The following is a 22,783-nucleotide window of genomic DNA, read 5'->3' as shown; positions in this document are numbered from 1 at the left end:
TGTTGCAACCTTTCCTCTTCTGCCAATCGTGCAGCCTCAGCAGCAGCCTCTTGTTTCAACCTTTCCTCTTCTGCCAATCGTGCAGCCTCAGCAGCAGCCTCTTGTTGCAACCTTTCCTCTTCTGCCAATCGTGCAGCCTCAGCAGCAGCCTCTTGTTTCAACCTTTCCTCTTCTGCCAATCGTGCAGCCTCAGCAGCAGCCTCTTGTTGCAACCTTTCTGCTTCCGCCAATCGTGCAGCCTCAGCAGCAGCCTCTTGCTGTAACCTTTCCTCTTCTGCTTTTTCTGCTTCTTGCTCAGCCATTACTACTTCTAGCTGTTTTTGTGAAGCAATACGTTCTTCTTCTGCCTTTTGCTCAGCCATCTCCACTTCCAATTGTTTTTGTGAAGCAATACGTTCTTCTTCTGCTTTTTGCTCAGCCATCTCCACTTCCAATTGTTTTTGTGCTGCAAGACGCTCCTCTTCTGCTTTTTGCTCAGCCATCTCCACTTCCAATTGTTTTTGTGCTGCAAGACGCTCCTCTTCTGCTTTTTGCTCAGCCATCTCTGCCTCTAATTTCTTTTGTGCCGCAAGACGCTCTTCTTCTGTTTTTTGTGCAACGACCTCTGCCTCTAATTCTTTCTGGGCAGCTATCCGTTCTTCTATTTCTTGCTGTTTAGCTGCTTCTGCTTCTCGAATGGCTTCTTCAGCTGCTATTCTTTCTTCTTCTGTTTTTTGTTGTGCAACTTCTTGTTCTATTCGCCTTTGGGCTGCTAAACGTTCTTTTTCTTCTTCAGATTGCACAACTTCACGATCAACTTGTTTCTGTGCAGCCAGGCGTTCCTCTTCTGTTCTCTGTTCTGCCATTTCTGCCTCTAGTTGTCTCTTAGCAGCCAGACGTTCCTTTTCTGTTTTTTGTTTATTAAGTAGCTTTACTTCCTCTTCTCTTTGTAACTCTAATTCTCTTGCTGCTTGTGCTTCTTTTTCTCTTGCTTCTGCAATAGATTTTTCTAGTTCACTAATTGCTTTTTTATCTTGGCTTCTGGATTCTCCTTTTTCGTTCTGTAATTCTCTTATTAATTTGTTTTGTTCCAGAATTTCTTTTTTAAGTCTTCTAATTTCAGAGTCTCTTTCCTCGTATGCTTTTTGAGTTCCGGATTTAGATTTGCTTCGTCTTTTTGGTTTTTCAGTTTCAAAATTGTATGCTAAACCTATCTCATGAGAAGCTCCAAAATTACTAGTATCCCCAAAACCAGTTTCATAAGTATATCCTACAGAAACGTTAGGGGTTATATTACCTCCTACACCTAATGAAACGCCATAAAAGCTATTATACCCTACCTGTCCCCAACCTAATGCAGGCAATTCGGCAATGACATTGCCTCCATATCTTAGATTTGAAGTATCTGTTCCTGAATCAGGTAACATATTTACATATCCTATTCCTCTAATTATTTTATCTGATCTCCTTTCCAGACTAGTAGTATACATAACATGCCCTGTAAAAGCCATATTGTCTGTTAATAACTCACTGGATGTTAAATTATAAGCAACAAGATTAGATACTGAAATACCAACGTCAAATTCTTGATAATTAAAATTAACTCCAGGGGTTAATTGAAAAACAGAACTGTTTTCATAATTAAGAATAACAGGGTCGCTTATTTCTACTCCATTATTTAAGACAATACTTGTAGCAGAGTCTATGTTAGATTTGATTCCGCTTTGAGAAAATCCCAGATTTAACCCAAAAGCAAGGTTCATATCCCTGTTCAGTTCAACATTATATGCAAAATTAGCTATTCCTCCAAAGTATCTGTAAATTCCTTCATTTTGTTGGTGTAAGCCTATAGAAACTCCTATTTTTTCTTCAAAATTAGCAGTATAATTAATTAAATATGTTTGAGGGTTGTCATTAAATGAAGCCCATTGAGTTTTGTTATAAACGTTAACAGATTTCTTGTTTTCGCGTACTAAAGAAAAAGTAGGATTAAAATAAAAACGATTATATTTTACTAGGTTATGAGTTGGTATATCGGTAGGAAGAACTCCATAAGTAGTGGTACTTTTATCCTGCCCTTTAAGAACATTAAAGGATATACATACGATTATTAAAAGTAATTTTTTGACCATAAATTATCTCATTACCGTTATCGAACCTTTTCTGACTACGGAATTATTTTTTGTGATTATATAATAATATAAAGGATCTTTACCCAAAGATTTAGAGTTCTCTACAGGCCAATTGTTTTGATAACTTGCCGAAGTATAATCTACCTGACCTCTGGAAGTATAAATAGTTACTTCTACATCTTGTTGATTAAATAACGATGGGGGTAACAACCAATTATCATTGATTCCATCATTGTTGGGCGTAACCACATTAGGTATAATCTCTGATCTTCCTGCTACATTTGAAATGGTTATAGGCTGTGAATCTATAATACAATCTCCAAGCGTAATCCTTACAAAATATTGTCCTGTAATATTGGTTACGATGGCATTAGTTCCCTGTCCTGTTATAGTACCTTCATTGGTGTTACCATCTACTATTAATTTATTCTTTCCATCCAATACCCTAAACCATTCATACGTATAGCTAGTACTTTGAGGTACACTTAAAGTAGAGTTTTCTCCAAAAGGTATAAATGACGGTGATGCAGAAATAACCACACTATTTCCTAAAAATTCAACCGTTAAATCGTTAGATCTGGAGGTATCTAAAGTTGTTCCTCTTAGGGTTGCCTCTAATGCATATACCTCTCCTGTGTTATCCTCGGTAACACTAAATGTCGTTTCGGTAACACCAGTAGACTGGGTGCCTAAAAACCATTCAAAATCAAAAAAGGAATATTGATCGGTGGTAATAGGAACCTCTACTCCTGTATTGGTTATACCAAACAAGTTTTCCAAGCCTAAAGACCCTGTTCCTTCCTCACAATTAAATAAATTGGTAATTACTGTTTTAAACCCAACTGGTTCAAAAACTTCGGTTGTTACCTCTAAGGTATCCATACAGGCATCATTTGCAAATAAACTTGCACGATATACTCCCGGATCGGTTACTATAACAGACAAAGCTCCCGGATCTGTAATCGGAAGCACTCCTTGAAAACTTATACCATTTCTAAACCACTCTATAGTACTGCCTGTGGGAGGTGCATTGGTGGTTATACTCAAAGTCAAGGATGTTTGGGTGGGTAATATCATGATCTGGGGCGGAGGTCGTGTTAAAATATCAGAGCCCAGATTAATAACCTCAACAGGATCTGTAAGTATGGAACAAGTTTCTGTACCTATTACATTTACAGTATAAACTCCTGCAAAATTACTTTGTGGTAAAACTTCGGATGGACCATCAAATTCTGGGACAAGAACACCATCCTTAAACCACTGATAGGTGAAACCAGGATCCGTAACACTGGTGGATAGAATCTTAACATCGCTAGGACAAAAGGATTGTGGCGAAGGCTCATTGATTCTAACCGTAGTTTTATTAAAATCAATAACCTCTACTGTTGCACTATCAAAATTATAAAAGGCATTACAACTTCCAAAATTAACCTCTACTTTGTATGTTCCAACTTGCGTTACATTTTGTAATGTAGAAGAAGACTCACCAGAAATAATCGTTCCGTTAAAAGACCATATATACTCAGGAAAATCTCCTGGTAGAGCAGTTAGAATAGAGGACTCGCCACTACATAATGCTACTGTATTAGACTCAATATTAGAACCTGTTAAAGTAATTCCTTTAGAAAAATCAAAATAATAGATAACAATCCCAGTTCTTACTGCACTTATATAATTGCTCGCAGGAACTCTTACCCGAAGGCTATAATTTTCACCTCTTAAATCTGTAGGTATAGGAAAGGAAGGAAATGTTATTGTTCCATTAGGCGGAATAGCCACAGAACTGGTAAATGTTGTTAAAGTTCTTGTAGTATCATCTGAAAAAAGACCAGTAGCATCAGACAATTCCAGAATATATTCTGTATTGGGTCCAAATCCAGAAGGAGTTTGTGCAACTGCTTCCCTATTAGGACTATTTTGATTTACACAAAGTATGGTAGTTGTGGATCCACCTATTGAAAATAAAGGTGCCTCTATTTGCTGTGTATAAACTTCTTGTACTGAAAACAGGAAGCCTATCACAATAGCAATTAATGATATGGGGTTAAGTCTTTTTTTCATGATATCACACTTATAATCAAGGTGAATATGCTATATTAACTTTGCGATTTGGGGCGCTTGTTAATAATATTGTTAATATATTTTTTACCAAGTCATAAAATTAAAAATTAAATATTTATATCAAACTAAAATTTAAGATTTTTTTGTAATAATTTTCTGACCTTTTGACAATTGTTTAGTTTCATACTCCAATAATGCATACCCAAAATACATCCTAATATACATAAAATTTTGTTAATCAAAGTATTGAGGAACTTTTAAAAATTATATTTTAGATAAAAAAAAGGTGTTTTTTCCCTTCTTTTAATAAAGAAAACGGTTATATTTATAGTAAAAGTAAAGGAATTAACACAGATTATGATGCATTCAGCAAAAACTAGAGCTATTAAAAAAGGTTTTTTTTACCGATAAAGTGTAAAAAAAGACATAAAAATTTTAATGTTAAAAAAATATTTTTTTTAAGAAACTAAATAAAAAAAGACATAAAAAACTCATAAAGTTCAGAAATCCCAGGTTTTTATCAAATCAAAAAACTTTCTTTCAACACACTGATGGCTCTGCCTTGGTATTATTCTTTTTTTTAATTATTTTCTCTTTAATGAATCAACAACCTTGGAGCAAGCTCACAAGATATGCTTCCGAAATTATATTTTGTTTTCGAGACAAGTCAGGGAGTGAGACCCTCAATGAGGGATTAAAGTTTTATCAAATTTATCTCATTACCGTTATCGAACCTTTTCTGACTACGGAATTATTTTTTGTGATTATATAATAATATAAAGGATCTTTACCCAAAGATTTAGAGTTCTCTACAGGCCAATTGTTTTGATAACTTGCCGAAGTATAATCTACCTGACCTCTGGAAGTATAAATAGTTACTTCTACATCTTGTTGATTAAATAACGATGGGGGTAACAACCAATTATCATTGATTCCATCATTGTTGGGCGTAACCACATTAGGTATAATCTCTGATCTTCCTGCTACATTTGAAATGGTTATAGGCTGTGAATCTATAATACAATCTCCAAGCGTAATCCTTACAAAATATTGTCCTGTAATATTGGTTACGATGGCATTAGTTCCCTGTCCTGTTATAGTACCTTCATTGGTGTTACCATCTACTATTAATTTATTCTTTCCATCCAATACCCTAAACCATTCATACGTATAGCTAGTACTTTGAGGTACACTTAAAGTAGAGTTTTCTCCAAAAGGTATAAATGACGGTGATGCAGAAATAACCACACTATTTCCTAAAAATTCAACCGTTAAATCGTTAGATCTGGAGGTATCTAAAGTTGTTCCTCTTAGGGTTGCCTCTAATGCATATACCTCTCCTGTGTTATCCTCGGTAACACTAAATGTCGTTTCGGTAACACCAGTAGACTGGGTGCCTAAAAACCATTCAAAATCAAAAAAGGAATATTGATCGGTGGTAATAGGAACCTCTACTCCTGTATTGGTTATACCAAACAAGTTTTCCAAGCCTAAAGACCCTGTTCCTTCCTCACAATTAAATAAATTGGTAATTACTGTTTTAAACCCAACTGGTTCAAAAACTTCGGTTGTTACCTCTAAGGTATCCATACAGGCATCATTTGCAAATAAACTTGCACGATATACTCCCGGATCGGTTACTATAACAGACAAAGCTCCCGGATCTGTAATCGGAAGCACTCCTTGAAAACTTATACCATTTCTAAACCACTCTATAGTACTGCCTGTGGGAGGTGCATTGGTGGTTATACTCAAAGTCAAGGATGTTTGGGTGGGTAATATCATGATCTGGGGCGGAGGTCGTGTTAAAATATCAGAGCCCAGATTAATAACCTCAACAGGATCTGTAAGTATGGAACAAGTTTCTGTACCTATTACATTTACAGTATAAACTCCTGCAAAATTACTTTGTGGTAAAACTTCGGATGGACCATCAAATTCTGGGACAAGAACACCATCCTTAAACCACTGATAGGTGAAATCTAAATCGGTAATACTGGTGGATAAAATCTTAACATCACTAGGACAAAAGGATTGTTGCGAAGGTCCGTTAATCTGTACTGTTGTCTTATTAAATTCAATTACCCCTATACTAGCCTGATTTAAAAAAAAATTTCTTGTACAATCACCAAAATTGATTTCAACAAAATACCTCCCTAATTGATTTACATTTTTTAACGTAGACTCCGACTCACCAACGATTACATTTGCATTTTCAATCTTGTCATCATTAATATCAGCATTAAAATACCAAATATACTCAGGAAAATTAGCAGGGATAACAGTTAATGTTACGGATTCACCTTCACATAATGCTACAGAACTTAAACCTACAACGGGTCCATTTAGGGTAAAACTATTAGAGTTAGAATCAAAGTAGTAAATAGGAATGTTTTCTTGTACAGCACTTAAAATACTACTAGCAGGTACATTTACACGCAAACTATAATTCTCTCCTCTTAAATCTGTAGGGACAGGAAAAAAAGGAAACACTATATCCCCATTAGGGGGTATAGCGGTAGTGATTGTAAATCTAGTCAAAACTCTAGTTGTAGCATCAGAAAAAAGACCGTTCTCATCCGACAATTCTAAAACAAATTCTGTCCCCGATGTAAATAAAACATTAGCTTTTGCTATCGCTCTTCTATCAGGAAAGTTTTGGTTTACACAAAGTATTGTTGTAGTGGACGAACCAATAAAAAATACAGGTGCTTCTATCTGCTGCGAATAAACTTCTTGTATTGAAAACAGGAAGACGACTACAGCAGCAATTAATGATACGGAAGTAAGTCTTTTTTTCATGATATTATATTAAAACCAAATAGTATTAGAATAATTAAGAGATAGTACGTACAGAAAACGAGGAAGCATCTTTCCTTATTTTTAAATACTATACAATATCTATTCTCTTCATTGTATTAAGATTTATTTTATAAACTTATAAACAAATCACTTTCTTAAAAACTATAGAGTGTTAATTTTTTGTTATTTAATGAAGCATAAGTATTTGATAATAAGATTCTTAATTGAGTTAATTTTTAAATTACAAAATGTATCAACTATAATTATCGTAAATCTGTTTTAAAAAGAACTATTCATTAAGAAATCTAAATGGGAATCAATAACCTCGGAGCAAAAATACGAGATATGCTTCCGTTTTTTTGCGAGGCAAGCCTCTGTAAATTAGCCTCTCAATAAGGGACTAAATCTTATAAAAAAGAAGGGGGTCTGAAAAGTAAAACTTCTTTCTTCTATGAATTTTTTAAAAACCTTCTACCAGAGCTTTTTGGCAGTAGTTTCTGCAAGATCTTTTACTTTTATACAGTACAGTATAAATTCGATATATGTCTTGTGTTTAAAGATATTAATTAAAAAATATATTATTAATATTAAGTTATCAAAATTAATATATTATATTAATTATCAGGTATTTACGATAAATTAATTGGTTTTATAAGCTTTTGAAAATAAGCATATTAACAATAAAAGTTCTTTAAAAACATGCTTAATATGAATAAAAGATATGGGAATACTTCATAATATTATATATTTTTAAAGTATTCAAAAATCATCTTTATTTTTATAAAAACAGGCTAAGATTTATAAATCTGCTTTTTTCTATATATAAAAACAAACTATTTTATTTAAAAAGTATAGTTTTAAACCAATTTTTCTTTATTTCATTGTAAAAACTACTCTATTAAGCATCTTTTTTTACAGATTGCTACTTATCGAATAAAAAAACCCTGATTATCATAGATAGTCAGGGTATATAAAATGATTTTAAAAACTATTTACTCTTTCGTTTCCGTAGTTTTAGTTTCTTCTCCGTTTAATTCTTTAAGAATTTTATCGGTAAGATCTAACTCTTCTTTACCATACAGTATATTACTTGCTTCTGTATCTCCATAGATATATGTATACCCGTTTTTCTTACCATAATCCTCAATATAGCTCTTTACTTTATTGATAATAGAGTCTATTTCTACCTGACTACCTTGTTGGATCTCTTGCATTTTGGCTTGTTGCTCTCTTTGTAAACCTTGTTGCTTTGCCATTAGCTCCTGCTCTTTCTTTTCTCTATTAGCATCAGACATGGATTTCATGATAGTTTGGTATCCTTGTACCTCGATTTGAAATTGTTTTGCTTTTTCCTCCAATTCAGCTCGCACTTCGTTATTTTTCTTTGTCCATTTTTCTTGTGCTACTTTCATTTCTTTAAAGTCAGAAACAACTCTGGTATTATTTACATAACCCGTTTTTTCTATTTGTTGATTACAAGAAGCTAAAACCAAAAATGCTCCTGCGATCCATAAAAATTTTTTCATTTTTCAAAAATTAAGTTCTACGCAAAAATATCAAAGTTAATGTCATGTTTATCTATTATCTTAATAAAAAAACAGATATAAGAAAAAACGATCGTTTTACTATTTATAATACATAAATCTTATAAAAAATAATCAAAAATAAAGCGATTTAAGCCATTCTTCAAAAAAAACAATACAAAGACACCTTAACCTTATTAAAAACACAAAAAAGGCACTTAAAAATAGGTATTAACTGTTTTTAAGCACATAAATATGAGAAGAATATTCTTTGGTTTGGTTTGCTTTACTATTAGATTCTAAACCTATCCAAAAAGCTTTTATAAAATTGATTTTACCGTTTTTATACTTTTCTGATAAAAGAGACACATAAAAAGAATCAAATTTCATTGGAAGCACTTTTTCTAAACTAAAACCTTCTTCTTTAAAAAGTTTTTGAATAGAATTTTTTGAAAAGTGCCAAAGATGTCTGGGAACATCATAAGCTGCCCAAAAGGATTTATAATATAGTGCATCATAAGATTTAAAATTAGGAACAGCTATAATCACATACCCGTTAGGTTTTATAAGTCGTTTTAATTCTTTTATTTGATTTTCTACATCTGGTATATGTTCTAAAACATGCCACATCGTAATAACATCAAAGCTTTGAGATTCAAAATCTGTAGTATTAAAATGTAAATCAATTCCTTTTTGCCTGGCTAATGCTTTGGCGTGTGTATTTGGTTCTACTCCTTCTATTTTCCAGCCTTTATTTTTGGCTGTATTTAAAAAATCTCCTGTTCCTGCCCCAATATCCAAAATCTGCTTTGATTCACTATTTAATTTAGAAATTAGCTTTACTTTTTTGTTTAAAGAGTACACTTTAACTATATGATATAGTTTTTCAAAAAACGATCGTTTTGCATCTGTATGAGAAATATAATCTTCACTTTCATAATATTTTCCTAACTCATCTTCTTTAGGTTTTGGTGAAGTAATCAACATATCGTATTTTTTATCATATAATAACTGAAATGTTTCTCCAGATACTGTATAATCTTTACACTCGATAAAAAAATCTAAATCGTTTTGTTTATTCATTATGCAAGTAGAAAATTTAAAATAATGGTTCTTTTTTTATATTGCTTTTAATATCGATTAAAAATGATCGGGTTTTATTATAAAACAAAGATTTTATAGTAAAGGCAATTATCTCTATTTGGATCTTCAATAATAATTTTTACAAAAGTTTATGCTTCTCCAATTTCGTTTTCAGTATCTTCTTTATCAATTAAGTCAGAAACTAAATTCATTCTTACTTCTCTATCTACTTCAAAACTTATTTTAACATTAAACTCGATATCTAAGTATTTAAACAAAATTGTATTAAAATATTTTAAGTTTTGATTCTCTGTTAAACCAAATTGTTTTCTAAGGGATCTTTTTTCTTTTTCTGGAAGCATTGGTGGTTTAAAGATTAAAGCCTTCTTATTAAATATGTTTTCTGTTTCCATTCTAAAATTATCAATTTATTTTACTTTATGTGTGGTTATGGAAGAAAAAAGAAAAAAAGCCACTAAAATTAAAATAAAATACTTTTTCATTACTATGATTATTTTTTCTGTAAACGAAATAATAAATCTATTGTACTATATAAGCAAAAAATGTTCCACGTGGAACTATTCTTTAGATCTGTCATAAACTTCTACTTCTAAAAGAACACCAAGATCATTAGCTGTTTTTAACACATTATCATAATTATCTTCTTCTAAAATAGTATAATAACTATTACCTTTAAAAAACCGTATTACCCATTTCTTAAATTTATCTTCTGTGCCATCATCTTCATGTCGTTGAACAAACGAAGCATGAAAAACAGAAATATAATCTGGATAGTCTATACAAAATTTAGATTTCCAAAGTGTCTTTCCATAAAAAACAAAAAGCGTTTCGTTATTGAAGTCTTTGGTGATTTTATATTCTTTGGAAAAACCTGCTAAAAAAGTACCAATACAAAAAAACAAAATACTTAAAAGAATCGAAAACTCAACAACCAAATACGATATAACAGAATAAACTATAATTGTTATGAATCCAACTATTTTAATTAATAGTGTTTTCGATTCTTTTACAATTACACAATTCATTATCTACCCATATAAACTAAAAGAACAGAAATATCACTTGGCGATACTCCACTAATTCGTGATGCTTGAGAAACTGTTGCTGGTTTTATTTTAGACATTTTTTCTCTTGCTTCAAAGGAAAGAGATTTTAGTTTAGAATAATCAAAATTAACAGGTATTTTTAAATCTTCTAATCTATTTAACTTATCCGCATTATTTTTTTCTTTCTCAATATATCCAGAATATTTAACCTGAATTTCGGTTTGTTCTAAAACCTCTTTATCCAGATCGTTTTCTTTTATATACTTGTCAACTTTTTCAAAATGTTTAATATCTTCTAATGTGATTTGCGGACGAGAAAATAATTTAAACAATTTACCACTTTGATTAATTGGTGTAGAATTATTTTCTTCTAAAACTGGATTCGCTTCTTCTGGAGAAACACTGGTTTCTTTAAAAAACTGCACAAAAGCAATTGCTTTTTTTTCCTTTTCTTCCATTCTTTTCATTCGAGCATCAGATGCTAAACCTATTTCATGCGATTTTGGTGTTAGCCTAAAATCTGCATTATCTTGTCTAAGCAATGTTCTGTACTCTGCCCTAGAGGTAAACATACGATATGGTTCTTCTGTTCCTTTTGTTATCAAATCATCAATCAACACTCCTATATATGCTTCACTTCTTTTAAGGATAAAAGATTCTTTTTCTTTTACTTTTAAAGCTGCATTTATTCCTGCCATTAATCCTTGGGATGCTGCCTCTTCATAACCTGTTGTTCCATTAATCTGTCCTGCAAAAAACAAACCCGAAATTAGTTTCGTTTCTAAGGTGTGTGTTAATTGTGTTGGCGGAAAATAATCATATTCTATTGCATAACCTGGTCTAAAAAATTTAACGTTTTCAAAACCAACAACAGATTTTAATGCTTTAAATTGAACATCCTCTGGTAATGATGTTGAAAATCCGTTTACATAAACTTCTACCGTATTCCATCCTTCGGGTTCTACAAAAAGTTGGTGTCTTTCTTTATCGGCAAAACGGTTAATTTTATCTTCTATAGACGGGCAATATCTTGGTCCAATACTTTTAATTCTACCATTAAACATAGGAGAACGATCAAATCCCTCTCTAAGCAATTCGTGAACTTCGAGAGAAGTATATGTCATATAACAAGACCTTTGTTTTTTTAAGGGTTTTGTTATATTTGAATAGCTAAATTTTTCTGGTTGTTCATCCCCTGGTTGCTCTACCATTTTTGAATAGTCCAAAGATCTGCCATCTACCCTTGGGGGAGTTCCTGTTTTCATTCTTCCACTATCAAAACCAAAACCAACCAATTGTTCTGTTATTCCTGTGGCTGCTTTTTCACCTGCTCTTCCTCCTCCAAATTGTTTTTCTCCTATATGGATTAAACCATTCAAAAAAGTTCCGTTTGTAAGTACTACAGTCTTTCCTTTTATTTCAATACCAAGTGATGTTCGTACTCCTTTTATTTCACCATTTTGTTCTAGAAGCCCACTTACCATGTCTTGATAAAAATCCACATTTTGGGTTTGCTCAAGCATTGTCCTCCATTCTTCTGCAAAACGCATTCGATCGCTTTGAACCCTTGGGCTCCACATTGCGGGTCCTTTTGATTTATTCAACATTTTAAATTGTATAGCAGTACGATCACTTACTATTCCACTATATCCTCCAAGTGCATCGATTTCTCTAACTATTTGCCCTTTTGCAATACCTCCCATAGCAGGATTACAGCTCATTTGCGCAATGTTTTGCAAATTCATAGTAATCAACAACGTGCTACATCCTAAATTTGCAGCTGCAGCTGCAGCTTCGCTTCCTGCATGCCCTGCACCCACCACTATTACATCATATTCTTTATCAAACATAATTTACATACAATTGTTCCACGTGGAACATAATTTATTTTATAACAAGATTCTAAAATGTTCCACGTGGAACATTTTTTGTAAACAATCAAAAAACTATTATTGTTCCACGTGGAACAATAATAGTTTTTCATTTTCTTTGCTTCGCATAAGCTTCTCGTCTTCTTTGTTTTTGTCTTTGTATCCACAAAAATGAAGTATGCCGTGTATAATAACTCTTCGCATTTCTTCGTCTTCGCTAACATTAAATTCAACAGCGTTTTCTTTAACTCTCTCTACCGAAATAAAAATATCTCCATTCAACTGGTTACCTAAACTATTGTCAAAACTTATGATATCTGTATAGGTATCGTGATTTAAAAAGTCCTGATTTATCTTTAATAAATACTCGTCATCACAAAAGATATAGCTTATTTCTCCTTCTGTTTTCTTTTCAGATAAAATAACAGAGCTTATCCATTTTATTAAAAAATCTTCGTTGTGTAGTTTTATTTCGGTTTCGTAATAAAAATTAATCATTGTCTTTTTTAAAATACCTTTGTACTCTTTGTTTATAATTTTGCCGCAAAGGTAATACTTGTCTGTTTAATATCTCTGTAGTATTAAAATATTGTTTTGCCTTGTCTATTTGTAATGAATTTTGATTTTCAAACTCTATTCTGTTTGATTTACTTTCTCTTTTTTCTTCTTCTCCTTGCTCCAAAGTAGCGTCTTCAAGTTTAAGTAGTTCATGTTTTAAATCCAACATTTTTCCTAATGTTTTGTTGTTAAAACCTTTTTCTAAAAGCTCTTGCTCTACTTCTTCCATTTTTTTTAACAAATCACTTCCGTTAGATCCTCCCTTTCCTTGCTTATTTATTTTGTCCTGTAATGCGTTTCTTAATTCTTGCTGTTGCTTGTATATTTCATATAACTGTCCATTCAAATCTTCTTTTTGTTGTTCAGATTCTCCTTCTCCATTATTTTCATCTCCATCTTTTTTACTTCCGTTTTTACCTTTGTTTTTGTTTCCTTTTTGATTTCCTTCTTGACCTTCTCCTTCATTTTTTTGCCCATCTTTATCCCCTTTTTTTTCTCCTTTTTCAGATCCTTCTTTCATTTGCTCATTAAGTTCTTCTTGTTTTTTTATTATATCTGGCAATTGCATTTCATTAGATCCGCTTTTTCCTTTACCAGATGCAGACATGCTACTTTGCATTTGATCTAATGTGTTACTCAAAAGATAGGCAAGATCATTAGACCCTGTTATTGTATATTGTTGATTAGCAGATCCTTGAACGATTTCGTTTTCGGCAAGACGCTCTAAAGATTTATCAATATTAAACTCTATGTCTGTTAATTTTTTTGTGACCATTTCTGTTATTTGTGGTGTTCTCAAGGCCAATGTGTACAAACTGTCGTCCAAATGAATAAAATTTTCTCTTAATACACTTTGTTTTTTAAGCTTGGAAGAGTAACTGGGATTGTTCATATCGATTCCTTTAAAATCGTTCATCAAATCTTCTTGACTAATAGAAAAATCTACCAAATTGTCTAAAATTTGCCTTAACATTTCCATATCTTCTTGCTGTTGCTCTTCCCCGCTCATTTCCATTTGCATCTTCATACCTTTACTCATTTGTTTCATTTTTTGAGCGGCACTTTTTTGATTCTTTTTAGCATCAGATTTATTTTCTTTTTCCAGATTTTCGCTTGCTTTTTCTTGCTCTTTTTTTATTTCATTCTCATCTTCTTTCTTTTGATCCAGATCCATCGGTTTTTTTAAATCTTCATTTTCTTTCCTCAAATCTTCCATTTCTTTTTGAAAATCTTCAAATTCTTTATTTAACTCTTCTTGCTTTTCTTTAGTGTTTTCCTCTTCATTTTTATCAGAAAGCTCTTCTTGTTTTTTAGATAAATCTTCTAATTCTTTTACTAATTTTTCATGCTTTTCGGCAACATAATATCGTTTTGTAAGTTCAAGAAGTTGTTCTAAATTCTTTTTTATATTTTTATTTTCCTTAGCTAGTTCTTCTAGTTTATTTGTTAGTTCTTCTTTTTGGATTTTTTCAGAAAGACGTTCTATTTCTTCTAAAAGTTCTTCATTCTTTTTAAGCTTCTCTTCATTTCGCTCCAACCTTTCTTTTAAAGCATCTTTAAAAGGTTCTTCTTTATCTTTTTTATCAAATTGTTCCAGATTTTCTTTTAGTTGTTTTGAGAAATCTTGCATCATTTTTTCTTGCTGCTTCTGTCTCTTCAAAAAATCTTCTAACTTTTTTTTGTCATTAAAATCTAGTCTTTTTTTCTCTTTTTGTGTTTTACTCAGACTTTTTAATTCTTGTTCTTGTTCTTTAAATTTATCTAATGATTTATTTAAACCAGAGATAGCATCACTTTGCTTTTGTAATAAAACCTTTTCAATTTCTTCTTTGGTAAGCTGTCTGAAATTAAAAACTGTGCTTTTTGTGCTTTTATAATTATGAAGTATATCATTATCAAAAACTTCAAAATAGAACTCATAATTAATACCTTCTTCAAGGATGATATCTGCAGGAAAGGCGTAAATAAACTCGTCAAATTCGGCTTTGTTAATTTCAATATTTTTAAATTTTACAGTTTCAGTTTTATCAGAATCATAGTATACCAACCTAAGTTTGGTTAATCCATAATCGTCACTTACTTTTCCATAAAAATATAATGTTTGATTATCAATAGAGTCTTTTTCAGATTTTAAGTTTAATTCTGGGTATTGATCTTTTATTACGTTAAGATTAAAAGATAAGTTATCATAATTTTTTATGTTTTTATTGGATGTTGTAATCTCATAATCCCAACTATTATAAATGTTCTTTTCATATAAAAAATTAGTTTTATCCTTTGTTATAGATATAACAGAATCTTTTGTTTTAAACTCTACTATATCTGTATTTCTTGTATATACTACCCAACTAACTTTTGTTCCTTCTGGTATAGTTGCGTTTCCTGAGCTTTTTAAAATTTCATCTGCTTTTTTTGTATATGAAGGATAATCTAATTTCATTTCAAAGTTTAATAAAGCTGGAATAGAAACCACAGATAAATTATACGGAACAGAAATAACATCATTGGCTTCAAGAACAAACTCCAATGGTTCTTTAAGCTGTACAAAAGTGTATTCAAACTCTCCTGATCCTACATTTTTTAAAAAATAAACTTCCTCATTATATTTTATTGTTGCATTATCAGGAATTACATCGCCCGTAGTTTTTATTTTAAGCACAAAATCTGTGTTTTCAAAAACATCCAGAGTAGAATTGATAATAAAAAACTTAAATGGAGCAGGTGGTTCGTAAGCAACTTCATAATTAACAACTCTTTTATAACTATCTGAAATCCAATGTGTTTTATTAAAAATAAATAATATAAAAAATAGTAACAACGGGATTGCGGCATATTTTAAATATTTGATGTTTTTCTTTAAATTAATAGCTAATTTAAAAGGAATTGGTTTTAACTGGCTTGACTTTTGTTCTATACCGGCTAGTAGTAATGATGATGATGTTTTACTTTGACTTAATTGTAATACGTTTAAAAGTTTATCATTTACTTCAGGAAAATGATTGCCTATAATGTCTGAAGCTTTTTCATAATCTATACCTCTGGCAATTTTTAAAAGTTTTGCAATTGGTATTAATATTAGTTTGATAAATAAAGTAAGCTCTACTGTTATAAATAACCAAAACAATATGGTTCTTCCTATTTTACCAAGCCACAAAAAATTTTCAACTAATAATGTTACCAAAAAATACAATACCCCTATCGCAAAAAAAAGGATTACCCCTTTTATAAACTCATTTAAGTAGTATCTTTTTATAAATTCTTCTAACTTGTTTTTTATGAATTGAAAATTCTCCATATTATAAAGCTTTCATTTTGCATTAACTTCTAAATCTACAATTTTATTTTTAATAGATTTGTTATATTTATGATAATTCAAATTACTGAAATATAAGTTGTTTTGAAAAATCAAACCTTTTTTTCTTGGTATTATATACCTTGTCTTCTATTTACTTTTTAACAACAGGCAAACATTGTTCCACGTGAAATGAAAAGTAATACCATTTTAACTTTGAAATAGTGTGTATAGAAATTGAATTTACTTTTTATGTATTCAAGGCAAAAATCTGGTATCAAGCATAACTGTAGTTATGGTTATATTTTTTAACGAAGAATAGATGAAAAAGAAATAATTTATTAGTGCTATTTCAAAGTTAAAATAGTATAAATCCAAAATCCCGCAAAAATAATAATAAATGGGCTTTCATTTAGCGACATATTTTATGGATAAAAACTATTGTGCTTAATAGTAATGCTATATCATTTTAAGTTTGAAATAGTATTATAAAATGATTTTTAGCAACCTGTATAAAGATTGTATCTTTGTTACTTATTTGTAAGACTTTTTAAGAGTTTAAAAAACATTAGCATGACAAAAGACATTAGGGTACGATTTGCTCCAAGTCCTACCGGGCCCTTACACATAGGGGGAGTAAGAACAGCATTGTTTAATTATCTTTTTGCAAAAAAACATAAAGGAACTTTTGTGCTTAGAATAGAAGATACTGATCAAAACAGGTATATAGCCGGAGCCGAAGAATACATCAAAAATGCTTTGGAGTGGTGTGGCATCCCTTTTGATGAAGGACCCGGAAAAGAGGAAAAATACGGGCCATACAGACAAAGCGAACGTAAGGAAATATATAAAGAATATGCCGATCTTTTAATAAAAAATGGTTTTGCTTATTATGCATTTGATACTACAGAAAGCCTGGATGTGCATAGAAAAGAACACGAAGAAAGGGGAAAAACATTTGTATATAATTGGCATAATAGAAAAAAACTTACTAATTCTATATCTCTGCCCGAAGATGAAGTATTAAAAAAGATTGCTTCTGGAGAATCTTATGTTATTAGATTTAAGTCTCCCGAAAATGAGGTTTTGCATCTTAAAGATGAAATTAGAGGGGATATAAAAATAGATACAAATATCCTTGATGATAAAATATTATTTAAAAGTGATGGTATGCCAACCTACCATTTGGCAAATATTGTAGATGACCACTTAATGAAAATAACTCATGTTATTAGGGGCGAAGAATGGTTGCCATCGTTGGCATTACATGTATTATTATATCGTGCGTTTGAATGGGAAGCTCCAAGTTTTGCTCATTTGCCATTAATTTTAAAACCTGTTGGCAAAGGTAAATTAAGTAAAAGAGATGGTGATAAAATGGGTTTTCCTGTATTTCCTTTACAATGGATAGATCCACAAACAAACGAAACTGCATCCGGATATAAAGAGGATGGTTACTTACCAGAAGCAGTGGTTAATATGCTTGCTTTTTTAGGATGGAACCCGGGTACAGAACAAGAATTATTTTCTTTGGAAGAATTGATAGAAGAATTTGATTTAAAACGTGTTAATAAATCCGGAGCTAAATTTGATCCTGAAAAAACCAAATGGTTTCAACAGCAACACTTACAAAAAGCAGATAATTTGATACTATCTCAACAATTTGAAAAAATATTAACAGAAAAAAATATATCTACTTCTTTAGATATCCAAAATATTGTTGCCCATATAAAAGAGCGTGCAACTTTTGTAAAAGATCTATGGGATCTTAGTGAATTTTATTTTGTTTCGCCAAGTAAGTATGAAGAAAAAGCAGTACAAAAAGCCTGGAAAGAAGATACCCCTGTCTTAATGCACGAGCTAACCAGAATACTAAGTGATATTAATGATTTTTCTGAAGATAATATTTCTACTATTGTAAAAGGATGGATCACAGGCAAAGAAATAAGTTTTGGTAAAATAATGATGCCTTTACGTATAGCCCTGGTAGGATCTTTGCAGGGTCCGGACTTGTTTCAAATAGCTTCTGTTATTGGTAAAAAGGAAACTATAAAAAGAATAAAAAACGCTATAGAAGTTAATTAAAGGATAATAATTTTATTAATTAAGAGCAATTGTTCAAAAACTAAAAAATATAATATTTTGTTAGTGTTAGTTTGTCAAATATTAACTTGTAATTTGCCTGTTAAGAATTTTGGCAAACTCAATCTAACAATACCAGCCTAAAAAACTTATAGAAATATCCTTACAAAAACATAAATATTGTTATGCTAACAATTTCTAAATTATGGATATACATTTATAATTTATTAGTACATTCATTGATAAATACGCTTTTAACTTTTAATCTATAAAAAATGAGTTTTTATTTAATTCCAATATTAATTTTCGGTTTTATTATACTGTTTTCAGGAATATTTACTGTAAAACAGCAAACATCTGCCATAGTAGAGCGATTTGGTAAATTTTTAAGCATTCGAAATTCTGGTTTACATTTCAAAATTCCGGTTTTTGATCGTATTTCTGGTCGTATTAACTTAAAAATTCAACAATTAGATGTTCTTGTGGAAACAAAAACTAAAGATGATGTTTTTGTTCGCCTTAAAATATCGGTTCAATTTCAAGTAATAAAGGAAAAAGTATATGATGCATTTTATAAATTAGAAAACCCCCATGATCAAATTACATCCTATGTTTTTGATGTAGTTAGAGCAGAAGTTCCAAAAATGAAATTGGATGATGTTTTTGAGCGTAAAGATGATATAGCTATAGCAGTAAAACAAGAGCTAAATGAAGCTATGGTTAATTATGGTTATGATATTATCAAAACATTGGTAACAGACATAGATCCTGACATGCAGGTTAAAGAGGCAATGAATCGTATTAATGCAGCCGAAAGAGAAAAAGTTGCAGCAGAATATGAAGCAGAGGCAGAAAGAATTAAAATAGTTGCCAAAGCTCGTGCCGAAGCTGAAAGTAAAAGACTACAGGGTCAAGGTATTGCAGATCAACGTAGAGAAATAGCAAGGGGATTAGAAGAAAGTGTGGATGTTTTAAATAATGTAGGAATTAATTCGCAAGAGGCTTCTGCACTTATTGTTGTTACACAACATTATGATACATTACAATCTATAGGAGAACATGTTAATAGTAATTTAATATTATTACCAAACTCTCCACAAGCAGGTAGTGATATGTTAAATAATATGATTGCGTCCTTTACTGCTTCTAACCAAATAGGTGAGCAAATGAAAATGCAAAATGCAAAAAAAGGTATTGGTAAAAATCCTGAGAGTAAAAAATAAAATTATTCTCAACCAAAATATTAAATAGATTATTAATTGTGCCTGTATAATATTTTAAAGATTTTAATCTTTTATTGAAAGTCTAATTACCCAAGGCTTTCCTTAAAAACAAAATATACCTTCTGGAAACATACTTTGTGAACTTGCTTATATATTTTTGGTTAAAAAAAATTAATTTATGGTATTTTGAATAAAAATTGAATTTAACGCGTTTATTTAATGTTTTAAGTAAGTAGTGTTAATATCATATTGCTTTTTTTTTTAAACACTTTAAAACGCTTTATATGAATCATTTTTTAATAAATAATATTAATAATATATTAAAAACCGATAAAAAAATATTATAGTACAAAAATTCTTATCTTTGTAAAAAAATCCCAAATGAAAAATTTAATTTTACTTTTATTGTTAATTTATGGAAGCATATATTCTCAAGATGAGAGTACACTAAAAGAATTTGCCTTAAGAGATGCAAAAGCAACTTCTCAAGCTTCGATCGATAGAAATTTAAGTACAATACTTAAATATACCCATCCTCAGGTTTATGATGCTTATGGAGAAAAGCAACTAATGGATACAATGAACGAAATATTCAGAACAATGGACGCTCAAAAAATAAAAATTCTGAGTTCTGAAATAGATGAAGTGTCTGAAATTAAAAAAGAAGGTAAAGAATATCGTTGTTTAGTAAAAAATACTATAAAAATGGATTTTAACGGAAGGCAAGTAACTCTTAAAAGTTCATTATTTGGTTTTTATAATAAAAAGAGATCTCATTGGTATTTTGTGGAGTCTAATAAACTTATTGATGATCCTGAAATTAAAAAATTGTTTCCGGATTTCAGGACAGATATTGAAATTCCATTAGACGAGCATATAGCTGATAATTAAAGGAATATAGTATTATAGTATCGGGCTATATTAAAAAAACAGGCAACTATTTTTTTAATATAGCCCGATAATTTTTTATATTTTATATTTTGAATTCAAAGATTTAGCTTCAATTTGTAATAGTTCATTATTATCTTCTAAAGCTTTTTGTATAAAATCTTTTGCCAATTGATCCGGCTTTAATTTTTTAACTTCCAAAACTACATCAAGGGCAATTATTGTAGCAATACGGGTTCCTGTTTTTTTAACAGCTGTTTCATATAGTGGTACTAATTCCTCTATTTCTATAGTTTTTGCAGCTTCTTGAATTTTAATTTTAAGAGCTTCTCTTTTATCTTCTGGCAGGTTTGTATACTTTTTCCCTGCTCTTTTTATTTCTTCGATTGAAGATATCTTATTTTGCGTATTTTGTGGTTTATCTTGTATACTTTTTGGTTGTACTGCTTCGGGTTTTACTTTTGCCCAAGTATCCCGCAAACCTACAGTTTTATTAAATACCAAAGCACTAGGGTTACTATCTGTATCTACATTAAAATATCCTAATCTTTGAAACTGAAATTGATCTAATGGTTTAGCATCTTTTAAACCAGGCTCTACATAACCGGTAATAACCTTTAAAGAATTTGGGTTTAAAAATTGCATAAAATCCTTATCCTTATGATTGTCGGGAGATTCGTTATTAAATAATCTATCATAAACTCTTACTTTGGCAGGTATAGAATGTGCAACAGATACCCAATGCAAAGTTCCTTTTACATTACGTTTAGACTCTTCTGTACCACTACCCGATCTACTTTTAGGATCATAAGTACAATGAATTTCGGTAATATTACCTTCATTATCCTTAACCACACTTTGTCCTTTGATAAGGTATGCATTTTTAAGTCTTACTTCTTTTCCTAAAGTTAGTCTGAAGAATTTTTGTCCTGCTTCTTCTTTAAAATCTTCCTTTTCTATATATAATTCACCCGAAAAAGGTATTTTTCTATATCCTGCAGCCTCATCTTCAGGGTTGTTTTCTGCTTCTAACCATTCTTCTTCTCCAACAGGATAATTAGTAATTACTAATTTAACAGGATCCAAAACGGCCATAACCCTGTGTGCTTTTTTATTAAGGTCTTCACGTACACAAAATTCTAATAAGGATACATCAATAACGTTTTCACGTCTTGCCACTCCTACTGTATCCACAAACTTACGAATAGATGCGGGAGTATATCCTCTTCTTCTTAATGCAGAAATAGTTGGCATTCTGGGATCATCCCATCCGGTTACTATTCCTTCTTCTACTAATCGAAGTAGCTTGCGCTTACTCATGATTGTATAACTTAAATTAAGGCGTGCAAATTCTCTTTGTTTTGGTCTAATATTATTATCATACACTTGATCCAAAAACCAATCATACAGCTTTCTATGTGGTTTAAATTCTAAAGAACATAAGGAGTGCGAAATGCTTTCTATATAGTCACTTTCTCCATGAGTCCAATCATACATAGGGTATATGCACCATTTATTTCCGGTCCTGTGGTGTTCCTTTTTTAAAATTCTATACATCAAGGGATCCCGCATTAGCATATTAGGATCTTCCATATCAATTTTGGCTCTTACTACGTGTTCTCCTTCATGAAATATGCCTTCCTTCATTTTTGTAAAAAGATCCAGATTTTCTTCAACAGACCGATCTCTAAAAGGGCTATTGACACCTGGTTCTGTAGTAGTTCCTTTTTGTTCTGCTATAGTTTCTGAAGATTGAGAATCTACATAGGCTTTTCCATCTTTGATTAATTGAACGGTCCAATCATATAATTGCTGAAAATAATCTGAAGAATAGCATTCTCGATCCCATTTATATCCCAACCATGCAATATCTTCTTTGATAGCATCTACATACTCTTGCTCTTCTTTTGCCGGGTTAGTATCATCAAAACGCAAATTAACTGGTGCATTGTATTTAAGTCCAAGCCCAAAACTAATTCCTATTGCCTTTGTATGCCCTATATGAAGGTATCCATTAGGTTCTGGTGGGAAACGAAAACGTAAGTTGGCTTTATCCATCCCATTTGAAAGGTCTTCTTCGATAATGTGCTCAATAAAATTAAGCGGTTTTTTTTCTGTTGACATTTATAATCTAAATAAAACACAAAACTACAAATTCTAATGCTGCCCAACTATTGTATCAAAATCTTTATGCAATAATTTTACACTCTGGTAAAATTATT

The 22,783-nt window shown here is 31.1% G+C and carries 14 protein-coding genes; 3 read left to right on the top strand and 11 right to left on the bottom strand.

Translation table 11 applies throughout. The features are described from left to right. From ACZIYX_RS11595 to ACZIYX_RS11550, 10 genes are all read right to left on the bottom strand, one after another. On the bottom strand, positions 1 to 2,111 hold a 2,111-nt coding region (locus ACZIYX_RS11595; protein WP_462682405.1), incomplete at its 3' end, for a PorP/SprF family type IX secretion system membrane protein. Positions 2,112 to 2,114: 3 nt separating this feature from the next. After that, complete coding sequence (locus tag ACZIYX_RS11590; protein ID WP_462682404.1) at positions 2,115 to 4,172, bottom strand: T9SS type B sorting domain-containing protein; 2,058 nt, start codon at positions 4,170 to 4,172, stop codon at positions 2,115 to 2,117. 711 nt (positions 4,173 to 4,883) lie between these two features. Then, positions 4,884 to 6,974, bottom strand: coding sequence for a T9SS type B sorting domain-containing protein (locus tag ACZIYX_RS11585; RefSeq protein WP_462682403.1), 2,091 nt, complete (start codon positions 6,972 to 6,974; stop codon positions 4,884 to 4,886). 992 nt (positions 6,975 to 7,966) lie between these two features. Next, a complete protein-coding gene (locus ACZIYX_RS11580; RefSeq protein ID WP_462682402.1) occupies positions 7,967 to 8,500 on the bottom strand; it encodes an OmpH/Skp family outer membrane protein in 534 nt (177 codons plus the stop codon). 228 nt (positions 8,501 to 8,728) lie between these two features. Next, positions 8,729 to 9,580: a class I SAM-dependent methyltransferase gene (locus ACZIYX_RS11575; RefSeq protein WP_462682401.1), complete on the bottom strand. Its 852-nt coding sequence runs from the start codon at positions 9,578 to 9,580 to the stop codon at positions 8,729 to 8,731. 149 nt (positions 9,581 to 9,729) lie between these two features. Then, positions 9,730 to 9,993, bottom strand: a complete 264-nt coding sequence (locus ACZIYX_RS11570) for a hypothetical protein (protein ID WP_462682400.1) — start codon at positions 9,991 to 9,993, stop codon at positions 9,730 to 9,732. A 165-nt stretch (positions 9,994 to 10,158) separates the two neighbouring features. Next, positions 10,159 to 10,626, bottom strand: a complete 468-nt coding sequence (locus ACZIYX_RS11565) for a hypothetical protein (protein ID WP_462682399.1) — start codon at positions 10,624 to 10,626, stop codon at positions 10,159 to 10,161. Next, entirely contained in the window at positions 10,626 to 12,497 is a 1,872-nt protein-coding gene (gene mnmG / locus ACZIYX_RS11560) for a tRNA uridine-5-carboxymethylaminomethyl(34) synthesis enzyme MnmG (RefSeq protein WP_462682398.1), read from the bottom strand. The genes ACZIYX_RS11565 and mnmG overlap by 1 nt, the downstream gene beginning before the upstream one ends. A 99-nt stretch (positions 12,498 to 12,596) precedes the next feature. Then, positions 12,597 to 13,016, bottom strand: a complete 420-nt coding sequence (ybeY, locus tag ACZIYX_RS11555) for an rRNA maturation RNase YbeY (RefSeq protein ID WP_462682397.1) — start codon at positions 13,014 to 13,016, stop codon at positions 12,597 to 12,599. Next, positions 13,009 to 16,371 carry a DUF4175 family protein gene (locus tag ACZIYX_RS11550; RefSeq protein WP_462682396.1) on the bottom strand — a complete coding sequence of 1,121 codons (3,363 nt, stop codon included), beginning with the start codon at positions 16,369 to 16,371 and terminating at the stop codon, positions 13,009 to 13,011. The genes ybeY and ACZIYX_RS11550 overlap by 8 nt, the downstream gene beginning before the upstream one ends. 570 nt (positions 16,372 to 16,941) lie before the next feature. Here ACZIYX_RS11550 and gltX point away from each other — a divergent pair. The 3 genes from gltX to ACZIYX_RS11535 all read left to right on the top strand — a co-directional run bounded on the left by gltX (position 16,942) and on the right by ACZIYX_RS11535 (position 20,564). Beyond that, entirely contained in the window at positions 16,942 to 18,453 is a 1,512-nt protein-coding gene (gltX, locus tag ACZIYX_RS11545) for a glutamate--tRNA ligase (RefSeq protein WP_462682395.1), read from the top strand. Positions 18,454 to 18,725: 272 nt separating this feature from the next. Further along, positions 18,726 to 19,673, top strand: coding sequence for an SPFH domain-containing protein (locus ACZIYX_RS11540; RefSeq protein WP_462682394.1), 948 nt, complete (start codon positions 18,726 to 18,728; stop codon positions 19,671 to 19,673). A 381-nt stretch (positions 19,674 to 20,054) separates the two neighbouring features. Continuing rightward, positions 20,055 to 20,564, top strand: coding sequence for a hypothetical protein (locus ACZIYX_RS11535; protein WP_462682393.1), 510 nt, complete (start codon positions 20,055 to 20,057; stop codon positions 20,562 to 20,564). A gap of 75 nt (positions 20,565 to 20,639) precedes the next feature. Here the strand turns inward: ACZIYX_RS11535 and ACZIYX_RS11530 are convergent, their stop codons facing one another. Continuing rightward, complete coding sequence (locus ACZIYX_RS11530; protein ID WP_462682392.1) at positions 20,640 to 22,685, bottom strand: glutamine--tRNA ligase/YqeY domain fusion protein; 2,046 nt, start codon at positions 22,683 to 22,685, stop codon at positions 20,640 to 20,642. Between the last annotated feature and the right edge of the window lie 98 nt (positions 22,686 to 22,783).

The organism is Aquimarina sp. (assembly GCF_977115655.1).
The sequence above is the reverse complement of the archived record's forward strand: the minus strand, read 5'-3'. Positions and strand labels throughout refer to the sequence as shown.

Bases quoted from the DNA above. Each gene is read 5' to 3' on its own strand.
- ACZIYX_RS11535 (WP_462682393.1), top strand. From the start codon at position 20,055: ATGAAAAATTTAATTTTACTTTTATTGTTAATTTATGGAAGCATATAT.
- ACZIYX_RS11565 (WP_462682399.1), bottom strand. From the start codon at position 10,626: ATGAATTGTGTAATTGTAAAAGAATCGAAAACACTATTAATTAAAATA.
- ACZIYX_RS11590 (WP_462682404.1), bottom strand. From the start codon at position 4,172: ATGAAAAAAAGACTTAACCCCATATCATTAATTGCTATTGTGATAGGC.
- mnmG (WP_462682398.1), bottom strand. From the start codon at position 12,497: ATGTTTGATAAAGAATATGATGTAATAGTGGTGGGTGCAGGGCATGCA.
- ybeY (WP_462682397.1), bottom strand. From the start codon at position 13,016: ATGATTAATTTTTATTACGAAACCGAAATAAAACTACACAACGAAGAT.
- ACZIYX_RS11580 (WP_462682402.1), bottom strand. From the start codon at position 8,500: ATGAAAAAATTTTTATGGATCGCAGGAGCATTTTTGGTTTTAGCTTCT.
- ACZIYX_RS11550 (WP_462682396.1), bottom strand. From the start codon at position 16,371: ATGGAGAATTTTCAATTCATAAAAAACAAGTTAGAAGAATTTATAAAA.
- ACZIYX_RS11530 (WP_462682392.1), bottom strand. From the start codon at position 22,685: ATGTCAACAGAAAAAAAACCGCTTAATTTTATTGAGCACATTATCGAA.
- gltX (WP_462682395.1), top strand. From the start codon at position 16,942: ATGACAAAAGACATTAGGGTACGATTTGCTCCAAGTCCTACCGGGCCC.
- ACZIYX_RS11575 (WP_462682401.1), bottom strand. From the start codon at position 9,580: ATGAATAAACAAAACGATTTAGATTTTTTTATCGAGTGTAAAGATTAT.
- ACZIYX_RS11585 (WP_462682403.1), bottom strand. From the start codon at position 6,974: ATGAAAAAAAGACTTACTTCCGTATCATTAATTGCTGCTGTAGTCGTC.
- ACZIYX_RS11540 (WP_462682394.1), top strand. From the start codon at position 18,726: ATGAGTTTTTATTTAATTCCAATATTAATTTTCGGTTTTATTATACTG.
- ACZIYX_RS11570 (WP_462682400.1), bottom strand. From the start codon at position 9,993: ATGGAAACAGAAAACATATTTAATAAGAAGGCTTTAATCTTTAAACCA.